The following is a 15,387-nucleotide window of genomic DNA, read 5'->3' as shown; positions in this document are numbered from 1 at the left end:
AATCCGCATGTTGGCTACCTCCACCCATGACCCGGATGTCGCGGCGGGGGGCCGGGCGCATGCCCCGGCTGCCCCGCTGGACGCCTATTCCCGCGGCTGCGCCCGGCTGGCGCGCCTGTGCATGTGGACCAGCGTGTTCGGGCTGGTCTGCCTGATCGTCGCGGTCACCCTGCAGATCTTCGGCCGCCACGTGCTGAACAGCACCCCCACCTGGGCCGAAAGCCTGGCGCTGTTGCTGGTGCTGTACGTCACCATGCTGGGCGCCGCCGTCGGCGTGCGCGACGCCGGCCACATCGGCTTCGAGTCGCTGGTCGACGCATTGCCGGCGGCCGGCCAGCGGCGCCTGAAGATCTTCATCCACCTGCTGGTGCTGCTGTTCGGCGCGCTGATGGCGTGGAACTGCGCCCTGCTGGCCGAATCCGTGTGGGCCTACAAGATCCCCAACCTGGGCATCTCCAACGGCTGGAAGTACGTGCCCGCGGCCCTCTCCGGCGTCCTGATCGCGCTGTTCTCGATCGAGCACATCATCGCCCTGTTGCGCAACCAAAAGGTGGTACCGGCATGGCGCTGACCCTACTCTCCTTCACCTTCATGGGCTTCCTGGTGATCGGCGTGCCGGTGGCGTTCGCCATCGGGCTGTCGTCCATCACCGCGATCATGTACGAGGACCTGCCGCTGGCGGTGGCCTTCCAGCAGATGACCTCGGGCATGAATGCGTTTTCGTTCCTGGCCATCCCGTTCTTCATCTTCACCGGCGAGTTGATGCTGTACGGCGGCATCGCCGACCGCATCGTCGCCTTCGCCAAGTCGCTGGTGGGCCACGTGCGCGGCGGCCTGGGCATGTCCAACGTGGTGGCCTGCACGCTGTTCGGCGGCGTGTCGGGTTCGCCGGTGGCGGATGTGTCGGCGATGGGCTCGGTGATGATCCCGATGATGAAGCGCGAGGGCTATCACGCCGACTACGCGGTCAACGTCACCACCCACGCGGCGCTGGTGGGCGCGCTGATGCCGACCAGCCACAACATCATCATCTACACGCTGGCGGCGGGCGGCAAGGTGTCGATCGCGGCGCTGATCGCGGCCGGCGTGGTGCCGGCGCTGATCCTGACGCTGTGCAACCTGGCGGCGGCGTATTTCGTGGCGCGCAGCCGCGGCTATCCGGCGGGCACGTTTCCCGGCTGGCACATCGTGGCGCGCTCGCTGGTGGCCGCGACGCCCGGGCTGTTCGTGGTGGTGCTGATCATCGTGGGCATCCTGAGCGGGGTCTTCACCGCCACGGAATCGGCCGCGGTGGCCGTGCTGTACGCGCTGGCGCTGACGGTCTTCGTGTATCGCTCGCTGACCTGGGACCAGTTCGTGCGCGCCGCCAGCAAGGCGGTCAAGACGACCGGCGTGGTGCTGCTGCTGATCGGCATCTCGGCCACCTTCGGCTACCTGATCAGCTTCTACGGCGTGGCGGAAAAGACCGGCGAGCTGATGGCATCGGTGTCCACCAGCCCGTGGGCGATCTTCCTGATGGTCAACGTGATCCTGTTCGTGCTGGGCACGTTCCTGGACATGGCCGCGACCATCCTGATCTGCACCCCGATCTTCCTGCCGATCTGCATGCAGTACGGCATGGGGCCGGTGCAATTCGGCATGGTGATGCTGCTGAACTGCGCGCTGGGGCTGAACACGCCGCCGGTGGGCACCACGCAGTTCGTGGGGTGCGCCATCGGCGGGGTCTCGGTCGGCACGGTGATGCGGACCATCTGGCCGTTCTACGGCGCCTTGCTGGCGGCGCTGGCGCTGGTCACCTACGTGCCGGCGTTCTCGCTGTGGCTGCCGGGCGTGCTGCTGAATTGAACGCCGGGCATGCGGGCCGGACCACGCGACGCGGCCGGGCCCCGCAGCACCGGCCAGAAGAACAGCGCGGCCAGCAGCCACATCAGGGCCGCCGACCACAGCGTCTGGCTCAGGAAATGCGCGCCCTGCAGCACGCGCACGATCGAGAACCCGACGCCCGCGGCGATGCCCACGGCCAGGCCCCACCAGCGCCATCCGGGCCGCTGCGCGGCCCAGCCGGCGAAATACAGGGTCAACATCGAGTAACCGGCGCCGGCGTGACCGCTCGGCAGCGCGCCGCCCGCCTTGGCGCGATCCCAGGTCCACCACGACAGCGGATACGGGGTGTACCCGCCCAGCGTCTCCAGGTCATAGGGACGCGGCAAGGTGGTGTGGTGCTTGAGCTGCGTGACGGCCAGTTGCCCCACGATGCAGGTCACCGCCACCGCCAGCGCCGCGCCGCGCAGGTGGCGCCAGGCGGGAATGCGGTAGCTGGCCGCGACGACGGCGATCGCGCCCAGCGCCATGCCGATGGGCAGGGCCAGCACCATGCGATGGCCGACCAGTTCGAGCCAGCGGTTGGTGTGCAGGGGGAAGTCATCCAGCGGCACGCTGAACAGGCCGCGGGCGATGGCCAGGTCCAGGCCGGAGGCGTTGACCCACCACGCCAGGCACGCCAGCATCAGCGTCACCCCGAGGACATGCGTGGAAAAGTAGAAAGCGGGCGTCGGCCGCACGGCCGCTGGCGGAGAAAAGGGTGACATGTAGCGCGAGGGGCGATGGCGATCGGCCGGAGCAAACAGCTTAGGCGGCCGACAGTCGAAAATTCGTCAAATTCGGCCTGGCCGGGAAAGGGGCGGCTCACCCCCCCTTGCGGTCGCCCTACGCCGCGCCCCCCGCCGCGTCCAGGCGCAAGGTGAAACGGGTGCCGCGCTGCGGCCCCTCGCGCGACGAATCCACCGTCAGCGTCCAGCCCTGCATGTCGCAGACCCGCTTGGCGATGGCCAGGCCCAGGCCGCGCGCGGTTTCATCGCGTCCGGCCATCCCCGAATCCCGCAACCGGCCGCTGTAGTAACGGCGGAACAGGAACGGCAGGTCGTCCGCCGCGATGCCCTTGCCGTCGTCGCTCAGCTGCAGCGCGCCGTCGGCGCCCAGGCTGGCCGTGAGCGTGGCTGGCGCCGCGTGCTCGACGGCGTTGCGCACCAGGTTGCGCAGGACGGTCAGCAAGGCATAGCGGTCGAGGATGCGGATGTGGTCCGCCGGGATGACATTGTCGAAACGCAGTTCGGCCATGCCGGCCTGGGTTTCGTAACCGCGCCAGGCGTCCAGCATGCATTCGGACAGGTCGACCGGCTCGGGCGGACGCATCTGGTCGCGGGCCATGGCGCGGGCGCTTTCCAGGCAGACGATGACGTCGTCGACGTTGTCGATCACCCGCGTCAGCCGCTGGCGCTGGTCGGGCGTCAGTTCCTGGGTCAGCAGCATCAGCTCGCTGTCGGATCGGATCGCGGCCAGGGGCGTGCGCACCTCGTGGCTGAGGTTGCCGGCGAACTCGCGTTCGCGCGCGATCGAGCGGTCGACCTGGTTCTGCACCCGGTTGAAGGCTTCGATCAGCCGGCCCGCCTCGTCGTCGCGGGTCACGGCCAGGTCCGGCGCGCCGGGGGCCCAGGTGGACAGGCGGTCGGTCAACTCCAACAGCGGCCCCACGGCCACTGCCGCCACCCGTCGCGACAGGGCGTAGGCCCCGACCACGCAGATCGCGCCGACCCCCAGCACGATCGGGCCGAAATCGTGCACCCGCTCTTCGTTGTCGGTGGCGTCGTAAAGCAGGTAGACCTTGCCCGTGCCGGTGTCGGCCACCATCACGTGCCAGGTGTAGGCGCCGGGCTCGATCAGGTGCAGGCCGTTGTCGAGCCCGCGGATTTCCTCCGGCATGCCGACCGGGGCCTGGCCGTCGACACTGAGCCAGGCGCGCATGGAGCCGCCCAGTTCGCGGGCGCCACGGCGCGGCAGGAACTGGTCGCTGGTGCGGGCGTGCTGCACCAGGCGGTCCATTTCGGTATTGAGGATGTCGTTGACCAGATCGTCTTCCATCTGGTCGAACGTCAGGTAGGCGAGCAGGGCCAGCGCCGTCACGAACAGCGCCACGGTGCCGGTCAGCGCCCACACCACCCGTTGCGTCAGGGTCCCGCCGCCCGCGATCCGGCTCATGCGCTGCGCTCCCCCGTCACCAGGCGCCAGCCGGTGCCGTGCATGGTCTCGATGCCGTCGAAGCCGGCGTCGGCCAGGGCGCGGCGCAGCAGGTGGACCTGGCTGCGCAGGGCGTCGGACGACGGCGGCTCGCTGCCCCACAATTGCGATTCCAGTTCCTCGCGCGACACCACCCGGCCCGGATCGCGCAGCAGCGCTTCCAGGATGATGATGGCCTTGCGCGTCAAGTGCACCGGCTTGCCGCCGATCGACACCACGCGGCTGCGGGTGTCATAGGACAGGTCGCCGAACACCCGCACCGTGTCCACGGTCGAGCCCTTGGCGCGCTGGATCAGCGCCAGCAGGCGCGCCTCGACCTCGAGCAGCGCGAAGGGCTTGGTCAGGTAGTCGTCGGCGCCATGGGAGAAACCGGCCAGCTTGTCGTCCAGGCTGTCGCGCGCCGTCAGCACCAGCACCGGCAGCGGCAGGCGCCGGTCCGCGCGCACGGTGTGCAGGACCGCGTGGCCGTCCATGCCGGGCAGGCCGATGTCCAGGATCATCGCGTCGAACCGCTGCTCTTCCAGGCGCTTGAGCGCGGCGGGGCCGCTGTAGGCCACGTCCGGCAGGAAACCGCGCGCTTCCAGGAAGGTGTACAGATTGCCGGCGATGGTGTGATCGTCCTCGACGATCAGGATCCGGTGATTCGCACCCGCTGCGGGACTGGCCGCCATGTTCTCGTTCCCCATGGAAAGAAGGTTGTGTACGCCCCCCGCTCAGGCTTGCAGCACCTTGCCGGGATTCATCAGGCCTTGCGGGTCCAGCGCGCGCTTGATGCGGCGCATCAGGGCCAGCTCGACCGGACTCTTGTAGCGCGGCAGCTCGTCGCGCTTGAGCTGGCCGACGCCGTGTTCCGCGCTGATGGAGCCGGCATGCGCATGCACGCTGTCATGCACCACGCCGTAGATGTCGCTTTGCAGCGCCAGCAGCTCGGCCTCGGTCTGGCCCGGCGCGTTGGCGACGTTGTAGTGCAGGTTGCCATCGCCCAGGTGGCCGAAGATCACGTGGCGCACGCCGGGAAAGCGCGCCTGCAGCAGGCCATTGGTCTGGTGCACGAAGCCGGCGATGGCCGAGATCGGGATCGAGACGTCGTGCTTGACCGACTTGCCCAGCTCGGCCTCGGCCAGCGGAATGCTCTCGCGCAGGTGCCACAACGCCTTGCTCTGCGCCACGTTGGCGGCGATGGCGGCGTCGTTCACCAGGCCGGCCTCGATGGCCTCGCCCAGCACCGTCTCGAAGCGCTCGCGCGCATGCGCCTCGCTTTCGCTGTCGGACAGCTCCAGCAGCGCGAACCACGGCGAGGCGGCGGACGCGCCCTCGAACGGCAGGCGCTGCTGCGGGAACAGGCGCACCACCGCCTGCAGGCAGTCGCCGCTCATCAGCTCGAAGCCGGTCAGCGCGGCGCCGAAGCCGGCGCGGGCCCGCGACAGCAGCTCGACCGCGTTGTCGATGCTGTCCAGCGTCAACAGCGCGGTGCAGGAAGCGACCGGCCGCGGGAACAGCTTAAGCGTGGCCGCGGTGATGATGCCCAGCGTGCCTTCGCTGCCGATGTAGAGATCGCGCAGGTCGTAGCCGGTGTTGTCCTTGCGCAGGCCGCGCAGGCCGTTCCAGATCTCGCCCTCGGCGGTGACCACTTCCAGGCCCAGGGCCAGGTCGCGCGTGTTGCCGTAGCGCAGCACCTGGGTGCCGCCGGCGTTGGTGGCGAGATTGCCGCCGATGGTGCAGCTGCCCTCGGCCGCCAGGCTCAGCGGAAACAGCCGGCCGGCGTCGGCGGCGGCCTGCTGCACGGCCTGCAGGATGCAGCCGGCTTCCACGGTGATGGTGTCGTTGTCGGTATCGAGCGCGCGCACCCGGTTCAGGCGCGCGGTCGACAGCACCACGGCGCTGCCCGAGCCGTCGGGCGTGGCGCCGCCGCACAGGCCGGTATTGCCGCCTTGCGGCACCACCGGAACGCCATGGCGCGCGCACAGCTTGATGGCGTCGGCCACTTGCTGCGTGGACCCGGGGCGGACCACCGCCAGCGCCTCGCCGCGATAGCGACGGCGCCAGTCCAGCGCGAAAGGTTCGGCATCGGCGCCGGTCAGCACATGGGACTCGCCCAGGAGGGACTGCAATTCGCTCAGCAAGGTCATAGGCGCCGCACGGAAAGATCGCGCCGGGCCGCGCCCGGGCGCTGTTCAAGGGTAGTGCGGACTATTGTAGAGGCTGAACCGGCCCTAGCCGACCGCCTGGTCCAGGCGCGTGCCCGTCAGGCCCGTGCAATAGGCGCGCGAGGCGATGCGGTTCAGCAGGAAGGCCCGGTCCACGCCGGCGGGGCCGGGCAGTTCGGACAGGGCGCGATAGGCGCGCCGCAGCGCTTCGCCGCGGGTGGCGCCGCACACCAGCAGGTGGGTGCACGGCATGTGGCGATCGGCGCAACCGTCGATGCGCACTTCCAGCGCATGGGCTGCAACCGGCTCGAAATCGGCCACGGCGGCGCCCGAACGCGGCTGCGCCTCGGCGCGGATCACGCGGAACACGCCGCTGCGGTCATCCAGCGAAAAGGCCACCGTGCCCATGCCCTGCCAGGCGCGATCCCGCGCCACGCTGGCGGCGACCCCGCGCAAGGCGCTTTCGACCGAGGCCGGCAGATGCGGCGCCGGGCATTCGGCGATCAGCACGCGGGCGTCGCGCCAGACGCAGCGCTCCCAGGCGCGCCCCGTCGCCAGCTCGCCCTCGGGCGATACGAATACATGAATGTCGAGCCGGCGTTCCCGCCCGGCCGACGACCCGGCGAAGTCCGTGGGCGGCCCGCGCCTGCGCCTGGCGCCGCCTGATGACGTGACTGTGGATACTTTGGCTCCCATGGCCCCCTCCGGTCTTTCTGGTCTTTCCACTTGCATGACAAGCGTATCACCTTCGGATGACCAGCAAGTTCCATGCCACCGCCCGCCAAGACAGGAAGGGTCCGCTTCCGTTGCGCCGACGCACCGGAACAAGGCGAAAAGGGATTCCTTTGCGCACCAGATCAGGGCGGCACACGGCCGCCCGATGGAGGATAATTCAACTCCGCCCCCCCTGGCCGGCATGCGCCGGCATCCGGGTTTACCAGCAGGCTGCCGGCATCCCGGGCGGTCCTGCCACGGCAAGCCGTAGCAAACAATAAGGATCCGATGTGGCCGACAACGCGCAATTCCCCTCTTCCGTCTTCAAGGCGTATGACATCCGCGGCACCGTCCCGGATCTGATCGACGCGCGCTTCGCCCGCTCGCTGGGCGCGGCGCTGGCCGCGGTCGCGCGTGACCAGGGCGTGCAGACGCTGGTGGTGGGCCGCGACGGCCGCCTGAGCAGCGAGATGCTGTCGCAGGCGCTGCAGGAAGGCATGCTGGAAGGCGGCGTCGATACCCTGGATATCGGACAGGTTCCCACGCCGCTGGTGTATTTCGCCACCCACATCATGCAAACCGGCTCCGGCGTGGCCATCACCGGCAGCCACAACCCGCCCAAGTACAACGGCTTCAAGATGATGATGGGCGGCCGCGCCCTGTATGGCGAGGACGTGCAGGCCCTGGCGCGCCGCATGAACGGCGCCCCGGACGCGCCCGCCGCCCGCACCGGCGTGCGCCGCGAGCTGGACCTGGTGGCCGCGTACATCGCGCGGGTCGCCTCGGGCGTGAAGCTCGCCCGCCCCATGAAGATCGCGATCGACTGCGGCAACGGCGTCGCCGGCGCCATCGCCCCCAAGCTGTTCCGCGCCCTGGGCTGCGAGGTCACCGAACTGTTCTGCGAGGTGGACGGCACCTTTCCCAACCACCACCCGGACCCGGCCGAGCCGAAGAACCTGCAGGACCTGATCCATTGCCTGGCCACCACCGACTGCGAACTCGGCCTGGCCTTCGACGGCGACGGCGACCGCCTCGGCGTGGTGACCAAGTCCGGCCAGATCATCTGGCCGGACCGCCAGCTGGTGCTGTTCGCGCGCGACGTGCTGGAACGCAATCCCGGCGCCACCATCATCTACGACGTCAAGTGCAGCCGCCATGTCGGGCTGTCGGTGCAGGCCGCGGGCGGCGAACCCTTGATGTGGAAAACCGGCCACTCGCTGGTCAAGGCCAAGCTGGCCGAAACCGGCGCGCCGCTGGCCGGCGAGATGAGCGGCCATATTTTCTTCAAGGAACGCTGGTATGGTTTCGACGACGGGCTCTACACCGGCGCCCGCCTGCTGGAAATCGTCTCGCGCCACGCCGACGCCGGCGCGCCGCTGGAGGCCTTGCCGCAGGACGTATCGACCCCGGAACTGAAACTGGAAATGGAAGAAGGCCAGCCTTTCACGCTGGTGCAGGCGCTGCAGGAACAGGGCCAGTTCCCCGGCGCGGTGCGCGTGGTCACCATCGACGGCGTGCGCGCCGAGTATCCCGACGGCTTCGGCCTGGCGCGTCCGTCCAACACCACGCCGGTCGTGGTGCTGCGCTTCGAGGCGCAGACCGCCGAGGCGCTGGCCCGCATCCAGGGTGACTTCCGGCGCGAACTGGCTAAACTGGCGCCCGACGCCTCCCTGCCCTTCTAAAAACAAAAAGATATGTCCCTGCTTAACAGCCCAGCCTGGAACCGCTTCGCCACCGCCGCACGCAACGCCGACCGGCGCGGCGAGCAACTGCGGCTGATCAATGCCCCCGGGCTGCGCCTGGACCTGACCGCGCAGGCGCATTCGCCGGCATTGCAGGAAGCCGCCGCCGCGCTGCTGGAGCAGCAAGGCTTCGAGGCCGCCCGCGCGCAACTGTTCGACGGCGGCAACGCCAACTGGACGGAACAGCGCCCGGCCTGGCATACCGCGCTGCGCGCGCCCCAGCCCCCGGCCCAGGTGGCCGCGGCCGTGCTGGCCGAGCGCGAACGCGTGCGCCAGTTCGTGCGCGAGGCCGATGCCGCCAAGCGCTACCGCTGCGTGCTGCACCTGGGCATCGGCGGCAGCGACTGGGGGCCGCGCCTGGTCAACCGGGCGCTGCGCTACGGCGGCATCCATCGCGAAGTCCACTTCGCCTCGAACGTCGATTCGCACTCGGTGGCCGATGCCATGGTGCGCCTCGATCCGCACGAGACGCTGGTGATCGTGGCGTCCAAATCGTTCACCACCACCGAACCGCTGGCCAATGCCGAGGTCGCTATGAACTGGCTGCGCGATGCCGGCGTGGCGGACCCGATCAAGCAGGTGGTGGCGGTCACCGCCAACGTCGAGGCCGCGCTCAACCTGGGCATCTCGCCGGACCACATCTTCCAGATCTGGGACTGGGTCGGCGGCCGGTATTCGCTCTGGTCGGCCATCGGCCTGCCGGTCGCGCTGGCGCTGGGCAACGACACCTTCGACCAGCTGCTGGCCGGCGCCGCCGCCATGGACGAGCACTTCCACCATGCGCCGCTGGCCGAGAACGCGCCGCTGCAACTGGCCCTGGCCGGCGTCGTCAACCGTAGCGTGCTGGGGTTCGACTCGCTGGTCATCACGCCGTACGATTCGCGCCTCTTCCACGTGGCGCCCTGGGCGCAGCAGCTCGAAATGGAATCGCTGGGCAAGGTGGCCACGGCGGACGGCAGCCCGACCGGCGTGCCGACCGGCCCGGCCGTCTGGGGCATGCCGGGCACCGACTGCCAGCACACCTTCTTCCAGTGGCTGCACCAGGATGCCGCGGGCGCGCCCGTCGACTTCATCCTGTGCGAGCAGCCCGACCACGCCTATGCGCGCCACCATGAGCTGCTGATCGCCAATTGCCTGGCCCAGCGCGCCGCCCTGCTGCGCGGCAAATCGTTCGAGGAAGCGCTGGCCGAGACCTCGCAGGTCGAGGCCGATCCGGCGCGCGCGCGCCTGCTGGCCCAGCACAAGGTGCATCCGGGCGGCCGGCCGTCCTCGCTGATCGTGCTGCCGCACCTGGAGGCCTACACCCTGGGCGCGTTGCTGGCGCTGTACGAGCACAAGGTGTTCGCACAGGGCGTGATCTGGGGCATCAACCCGTTCGACCAGTGGGGCGTGGAATTCGGCAAGGCGCTGGCCAAGAACATCATCCGCGAACTGGATGCGCCATCTCAGCAGGTCGCGCCGCAGGACCCTTCGACCCGCTTCTGGATCGACGCCATCGCGCGACGCCACCAGGACTAGGCCCCGGCCAAAGCGGCCGGCCGGCCCGCCCCGGGGCCGCTATGGACAGGACGCCATGGCGGGCGAATAATGGCCCGTCGTCCTTCCCGGAGCGCCCCATGCCTACGCTAGCCCGCAGCCCCGCACGGTTCCTGGCCGCCCTCGCCTTGTGCGCGGCCGCCTCCGCCCAGGCCCAGACACAGCCCCAGGCCCCGGCCGGCATGGTCGCCGCCGCCAATCCGCTGGCCGCGGCGGCCGGACTCGATGCCCTCAAGCGCGGCGGCAGCGTGGTCGACGCCGCCATCGCCGTGCAGATGGTGCTGACCGTGGTGGAACCGCAATCGTCCGGCCTGGGCGGCGGCTCGTTGATGCTGGTGTGGGACCAGGGCAGCGCCACGCTGTCGGCCCTGGACGGCCTGGCCGCGGCGCCGGCGCGCACCACCGCCAGCCTGCGCACCGACGTCAACGGCGACACCCTGCCGCTCAAGGATGTGGCGCGCTACGGCCGTCCGGTCGGCGTGCCCGGCACCGTGCGCGTCATGGCGCTGGCGCACCAGCGCTACGGCAAGCTGCCATGGGCCAGCCTGTTCCAGGCCGGCATCCGCAGCGCCGAAGACGGCTTCCCGATGTCGCCCTATCTGCAGGACAGCCTGCAGCGGCTGCCGCAGCTGGCCGAGAATCCGGCGATCCGCAAGGTCTTCTACGACACGCAGGGCCAGGTGCTGCCGGTCGGCGCCACCGTCCGCAATCCGCTGCTGGCCGACGCCCTGCGCAAGGTCGCGGCCGATCCCGACGCCATCAACCACGGCGCGCTGACCGCCGACGTCCTCGCCGCGGTGGGCGCGGGCAAGTACCCCAGCCTGATCCAGGCGCAGGACCTGGCCGCCTATCGCCCGGCCGAACGCACGCCGATCTGCGGCCCCTTCCTGTCGTGGAAGGTCTGCACCTTCCCGCCCCCCCAGCTTCGGCGGCGTGTCCGTGCTGCAGCAGCTGGGCATGCTGGCCGCGCGCCGCATCGATACGCTGGCGCCCGGCTCGGCCGCGGCCGACCACCTGCTGATCGACACCACCCGCATCGCCCGCGCCGACCGGCTGGCCTATATCGGCGATCCGGACCAGGTCAAGGCGCCGGTGCGCCAGTTGATCGCGCCCGACTACACGCGCGAACGCGCCGCGCTGCTGTCCGCCAGGGCCGTGACGCATCCGCGTCCCGGCGTGTTCGCGGGCGTGCCGGCGCCGGCCGGCGCCGAGGCGCCCGGCACCACCGAGACCAGCCAGGTCGCCATCGTCGACGCGCAGGGCAACGCCCTGTCGATGACCACCACCATCAACCTGAACTTCGGCTCGTGGCTGATGCCGCACGGCTTCTTCCTGAACAACGCGCTGACCAATTTCTCGTCGGCGCATGGCAAGGGCGCGCCCAATGCCATGGCGCCCAACAAGCGGCCGGTCACCTCGATGGCGCCCACCATGGTGTTCGACCGCGACGGCAAGCTGGCGCTGGTCACCGGCTCGGCGGGCGGCGGCTACATCGTCGACTACATCGCCCAGGCCGTGGTCGGCACGCTGGCATGGGGCCTGCGCCCGGCCGATGCGCTGGCGCTGCCGCACGTGGCGGGCAACACCGGCCGCAGCCAGGTCGAGAAGGGCCGCGTCCCGGCGGACGCCAGCGCGTCGCTGGCCGCGCGGGGCCACAAGATCGAACAGGTGGAAATGAAAAGCGGCGCCGCCGCGATCCGCGTGACGCCGCAAGGGCTGGATGGCGCCGCCGATCCCCGCCGCGACGGCGCCGCGCTGGGCCACTGAGGCCGACTCAGGCGCTCAGCGTGTCGTACAGCTCGACGTGGATGCGGGCCACCCGCTCGATGTTGAATTCGCGCTCGGCCAAAGCGCGGCCGGCCGTTCCCATCGCCTGGCGCAGCGTCGCGTCGCCCGCCAGCCGGGCGATGGCGTCGGCCAGGGCCTGCGGGTCGCGCACCGGCACCAGCAGGCCGGTCTTGTCCGGATCGATGGCATCGCGGCAGCCCGGCACATCGGTCGTCACCACCGCGCGGCCGCAGGCGGCGGCCTCGATCAGCGACTTGGGCAGGCCCTCTCGATAGGACGGCAGCACGGCGATGTGCGAGGCCGCGTACAGTTGCGGCACGTCCGAGCGCTCGCCCAGCGCCTCCACGCAGCCTTCGCGTTGCCAGGCCTCGACCTCGGCCGGCGTGGCCGACGTCGGATTGCCGGCATCCACGCCGCCCACCAGCCGCATCGTCACGGGCACGCCGCGCGCGCGCAGCAGGCGCGCCGCCTCGACGAATTCCCACACGCCCTTGTCGCGCAGCAGGCGCGCCACCATGGTGGCCACCACCGGCGGCGCGGCCGGCTCGGGCAACGCCTGGCACAGGTCCAGATCGACGCCGGCGCCGCGGATCAGCACCACCTGCTCATCACGCACGGCGCCCAGCGATTTGAGCAGATCGCGATCGCTGGCGTTCTGGAAGATCACCCGGCTGTTGGGATGACCCAGCGCCAGGCGATACAGGCGCGCCACCACCGAGCGCACCAGGCGCATCTTCAGGGAATTGGACAGGAACACGAAGCCCAGCCCGGAAATCGCCGCCACCATGCCCGGCACGCGCGCCAGGCGCGCGGCGATGCCGCCGTACAGCACGGGCTTGATGGTCACCAGGTGCACCACCCGCGGCCGCAGCCGCCGGAACAGGCGCAGCAGCGCCAGCAGCGTGCCCAGTTCCTGCAGCGGATGCTTGCCGCTGCGCGTCATCGGAATGACGTGATGGGTCATGCCCAGCGCGACGATGTCGGCGACGGCGGGGCCGTCCATCGTGGCCACGTGCACGTCGTAGCCGGCGCGCTGCGCGGCCTGCGCCACCGGCAGCCGGTGCGACATGAAGAAGGCCGGGTTGTTGACCACGAACAGCAGACGACGGGCGGCGCTCATGCCGATGCTCCGGACAGACGGCGCCACACCGCGGCGTAGCTCTGCACCATGCGCGCCAGGTCGAAATTCTCCAGCACCCGCGCCCGTCCGGCCTCGCCGGCGCGACTTCGGCCGCGCAATGCCACCTCGCGCAGCGCGCTCTCGATGCCGCGCGCCAGCGCCTCGGGCTGCTCGGGCGGCACCACCACGCCGGTGTCGCCGATGATGTAGGCGGCATCGCCCACGTCCGTCGCCACGCAATAGGCGCCGCAGGCCATGGCCTCGGCCACCACGTTGGGGAAGCCTTCGGCGCAACTGGACAGCACGTGCAGGTCCAGCCCGTTCATCACCGCGGGCACGTCGTCGCTGGGGCCGGCCAGCACCAGCCGTTCGCGCAGGTCGAGCTTGTCGACCAGCGCCATCAATTCAGGGCTGTCCGCGGTCATGCCGCGTCCCACCAGCACGCAGCGCAGGCCGCCGTCGCGGCCGTCGCGCACCAGCGCCGCCACCGCGCGCAACAGGTTGGCATGATCCTTCAACGGATCCCAGCGCGCCACGCAGCCGATCACCGGCACGTCGCCGGCCAGGCCCCATTGGCCACGCACCCGTTCCCGCGCGGCCGTGTCGGGCGCATAGCGCGACAGGTCGTAGCCGTTGGCGATCACCACCATGCGATCGCGGCGGTAGCCCTTGGCGGCATGCCGTTCGGCCGCGTCCTGCGCGGCGCAGACGATGGCGCCGGGCAGCACGCCCGACAGCAGCGCGCAGGCGCGCAGCACCATGCGGGCCGACCGGCTGCTGCGCTCAAGGTGCGCACCGGAATTGCGGATGCCCCAGGCGATGGCGCGCACACCGGCCAGGCGCGCCGCCAGGCCGCCGATCAGATCGGCGTGATACATCCAGGTCTGCACGGCGTCGGGCCGCGCCGCGGCGATCAGGCGGCGCAGGGCCATGAAGCCGCCCAGCGTGATGCGGCCGCGCGGCATGTCCAGCGTATGCACCGTCACGCCGGCGGCGCGCAGCCGCTCGCCGTAGACGCCTTCGTCGGTCAGCGATACGACAATATGCTCGACGGCCTGCCCCGGATAGGTGGACAGGCGCCACAGCACGGATTCCGCGCCGCCCTGCCCCAGGCCGGCGATCACATGCACCACGCGCAAGGTCGCCGCGCTCATCGGCCTTCCCTCACGGCTTCGAACAATTCGTCCCATTCCATCAGCACGCTGGCCAGGGCATAGCGCTGGCGCACCGCCGCGGCGCCGCGTTGGCCGAGTTGCCGACGCAACGCCACATCGCCGAGCAAGCGGCGCAGCGACTCGCGCAGCGCATCGCGATCGCCCGCGGGCGCCAGCAGCGCGTCCTGGCCGTCGCGCGTCATTTCACGCGGCCCGCTGGGGCAATCGAACGCGGCGCAGGGCAGGCCCAGCGCCATCGCTTCCAGCAGCACGTTGGGAAAGCCCTCGACCAGCGAACTGAGCACGAAGGCCTGGCCTTGCGCCAATTCATCCCACGGCGCTTCGGTGCGGCCCGGCAGGCTGATGCGCGCCTGCAGGCCCAGGCGCGCGACCTGTTCCTCCAGCGCGCCACGTTCGGGGCCTTCGCCCCAGATGCGCAGGTTCCAGTCGGGAAAGTCCGGCGCCAGCTGCGCGAAGACGTCGATCAGCAGATCGAATTGCTTGTCGGTCACCAGGCGCCCCATCGCCAGCAGCGTGCGCGGCGCGCCGTCGTCATGCTGCGGCACCAGCGGCGCGTCCAGCAGCGGCGCCGGCAGGGGATTGGGAATCACGGCCAGGCGCTTGATGCCCGGCACCTGGCGCGAGAACGGGCCGGCCGTGTCGGCCGCCTGCACCGTCACCATGTCGGCGCGCGGATACAGCAGGCGGCGCAGCCGGCGCCAGACCGTGCCGGTGGTGGTCTCGGCGACCGGGTTGGTGCGCTCGCAGACGATCAGCGGCACGCGCAGGCCGCGGGTGGCCAGGATGGCGGCCACGTTGACGTTGGTCAGGAACGACACCACCACGTCCGGCGCCGTGTCGCGGATGTGGCGGCGCAGCGTCAGCAGGCGCTTGAACGCGGCCATCGGCCCCGACACGCGGGTGCCCGCCAGGTCCGCCAGCCAGTCCAGCTTGACCTTGTCCGACAGCGGGTAGAAGCAGGTGCCCTTGGACGAATAGGTCGGCGTCAGGGTGACGTCGTCACCGCGTTCAGCCCACGCGTTGACCAGCGTGGCGGCCACGCGCTCGGCGCCGCCGGCGTGCATGGAACTGACCAGCATCAGTATTTTCAT

General features: G+C 70.5%; 13 protein-coding genes and 1 pseudogene. 6 read left to right on the top strand and 8 right to left on the bottom strand.

Going from position 1 to position 15,387, the window contains the following annotated elements; genetic code table 11:
- The first annotated feature begins 7 nt into the window (after positions 1-7).
- Positions 8-571 (top strand): TRAP transporter small permease, encoded by a 564-nt coding sequence (locus AOZ49_RS15000; RefSeq protein WP_082380458.1) that lies wholly within the window; start codon positions 8-10, stop codon positions 569-571.
- Positions 562-1,845 (top strand): TRAP transporter large permease, encoded by a 1,284-nt coding sequence (locus tag AOZ49_RS14995; RefSeq protein ID WP_006391382.1) that lies wholly within the window; start codon positions 562-564, stop codon positions 1,843-1,845. Before AOZ49_RS15000 ends, AOZ49_RS14995 begins: the two co-directional genes overlap by 10 nt.
- Here AOZ49_RS14995 and AOZ49_RS14990 read toward each other — a convergent pair.
- From AOZ49_RS14990 to AOZ49_RS14970, 5 genes are all read right to left on the bottom strand, one after another.
- Complete coding sequence (locus tag AOZ49_RS14990; RefSeq protein WP_054476173.1) at positions 1,797-2,588, bottom strand: phosphatase PAP2 family protein; 792 nt, start codon at positions 2,586-2,588, stop codon at positions 1,797-1,799. The two genes, AOZ49_RS14995 and AOZ49_RS14990, sit on opposite strands and share 49 nt — an antisense overlap.
- A 118-nt stretch (positions 2,589-2,706) precedes the next feature.
- Positions 2,707-4,035, bottom strand: coding sequence for a sensor histidine kinase (locus AOZ49_RS14985; RefSeq protein ID WP_054476171.1), 1,329 nt, complete (start codon positions 4,033-4,035; stop codon positions 2,707-2,709).
- Entirely contained in the window at positions 4,032-4,745 is a 714-nt protein-coding gene (locus AOZ49_RS14980; RefSeq protein ID WP_054476262.1) for a response regulator transcription factor, read from the bottom strand. The genes AOZ49_RS14985 and AOZ49_RS14980 overlap by 4 nt, the downstream gene beginning before the upstream one ends.
- Before the next feature lie 42 nt (positions 4,746-4,787).
- On the bottom strand, positions 4,788-6,203 hold the full coding sequence (locus AOZ49_RS14975; RefSeq protein WP_054428973.1) for an FAD-binding oxidoreductase: 1,416 nt from the start codon (positions 6,201-6,203) through the stop codon (positions 4,788-4,790).
- Between the two features lie 84 nt (positions 6,204-6,287).
- Positions 6,288-6,917, bottom strand: coding sequence for a BPTD_3102 family carboxylase-like protein (locus tag AOZ49_RS14970; RefSeq protein WP_054476169.1), 630 nt, complete (start codon positions 6,915-6,917; stop codon positions 6,288-6,290).
- 308 nt (positions 6,918-7,225) lie between these two features.
- Here AOZ49_RS14970 and AOZ49_RS14965 point away from each other — a divergent pair, with 308 nt between their 5' ends.
- From AOZ49_RS14965 to AOZ49_RS33535, 4 genes and pseudogenes are all read left to right on the top strand, one after another.
- A complete protein-coding gene (locus tag AOZ49_RS14965; protein WP_006391388.1) occupies positions 7,226-8,617 on the top strand; it encodes a phosphomannomutase/phosphoglucomutase in 1,392 nt (463 codons plus the stop codon).
- Positions 8,618-8,629: 12 nt separating this feature from the next.
- Positions 8,630-10,195 carry a glucose-6-phosphate isomerase gene (gene pgi, locus AOZ49_RS14960; protein ID WP_054476167.1) on the top strand — a complete coding sequence of 522 codons (1,566 nt, stop codon included), beginning with the start codon at positions 8,630-8,632 and terminating at the stop codon, positions 10,193-10,195.
- Positions 10,196-10,236: 41 nt separating this feature from the next.
- Positions 10,237-11,073 (top strand): annotated as a pseudogene (locus AOZ49_RS33540) (gamma-glutamyltransferase); the annotation flags it as partial.
- A gap of 79 nt (positions 11,074-11,152) precedes the next feature.
- A complete protein-coding gene (locus tag AOZ49_RS33535; protein WP_231690346.1) occupies positions 11,153-11,980 on the top strand; it encodes a gamma-glutamyltransferase in 828 nt (275 codons plus the stop codon).
- Positions 11,981-11,987: 7 nt separating this feature from the next.
- Here AOZ49_RS33535 and AOZ49_RS14950 read toward each other — a convergent pair whose 3' ends face one another.
- The 3 genes from AOZ49_RS14950 to AOZ49_RS14940 are packed head-to-tail and all read right to left on the bottom strand — an operon-like array spanning position 11,988 to position 15,387.
- On the bottom strand, positions 11,988-13,121 hold the full coding sequence (locus AOZ49_RS14950) for a glycosyltransferase family 4 protein (RefSeq protein WP_054428977.1): 1,134 nt from the start codon (positions 13,119-13,121) through the stop codon (positions 11,988-11,990).
- A complete protein-coding gene (locus AOZ49_RS14945) occupies positions 13,118-14,275 on the bottom strand; it encodes a glycosyltransferase family 4 protein (RefSeq protein ID WP_054476164.1) in 1,158 nt (385 codons plus the stop codon). Before AOZ49_RS14945 ends, AOZ49_RS14950 begins: the two co-directional genes overlap by 4 nt.
- The gene (locus AOZ49_RS14940; RefSeq protein ID WP_054476161.1) at positions 14,272-15,387 is read right to left on the bottom strand and encodes a glycosyltransferase family 4 protein; all 1,116 of its coding nucleotides are present in this window, start codon (positions 15,385-15,387) and stop codon (positions 14,272-14,274) included. Before AOZ49_RS14940 ends, AOZ49_RS14945 begins: the two co-directional genes overlap by 4 nt.

Origin of the sequence: Achromobacter sp. 2789STDY5608615, assembly GCF_001298995.1 — a bacterium.
Classification (GTDB): Bacteria; Pseudomonadota; Gammaproteobacteria; order Burkholderiales; family Burkholderiaceae_B; genus Achromobacter; species Achromobacter insuavis.
This window is presented reverse-complemented; position numbering and strand designations above follow the sequence as displayed.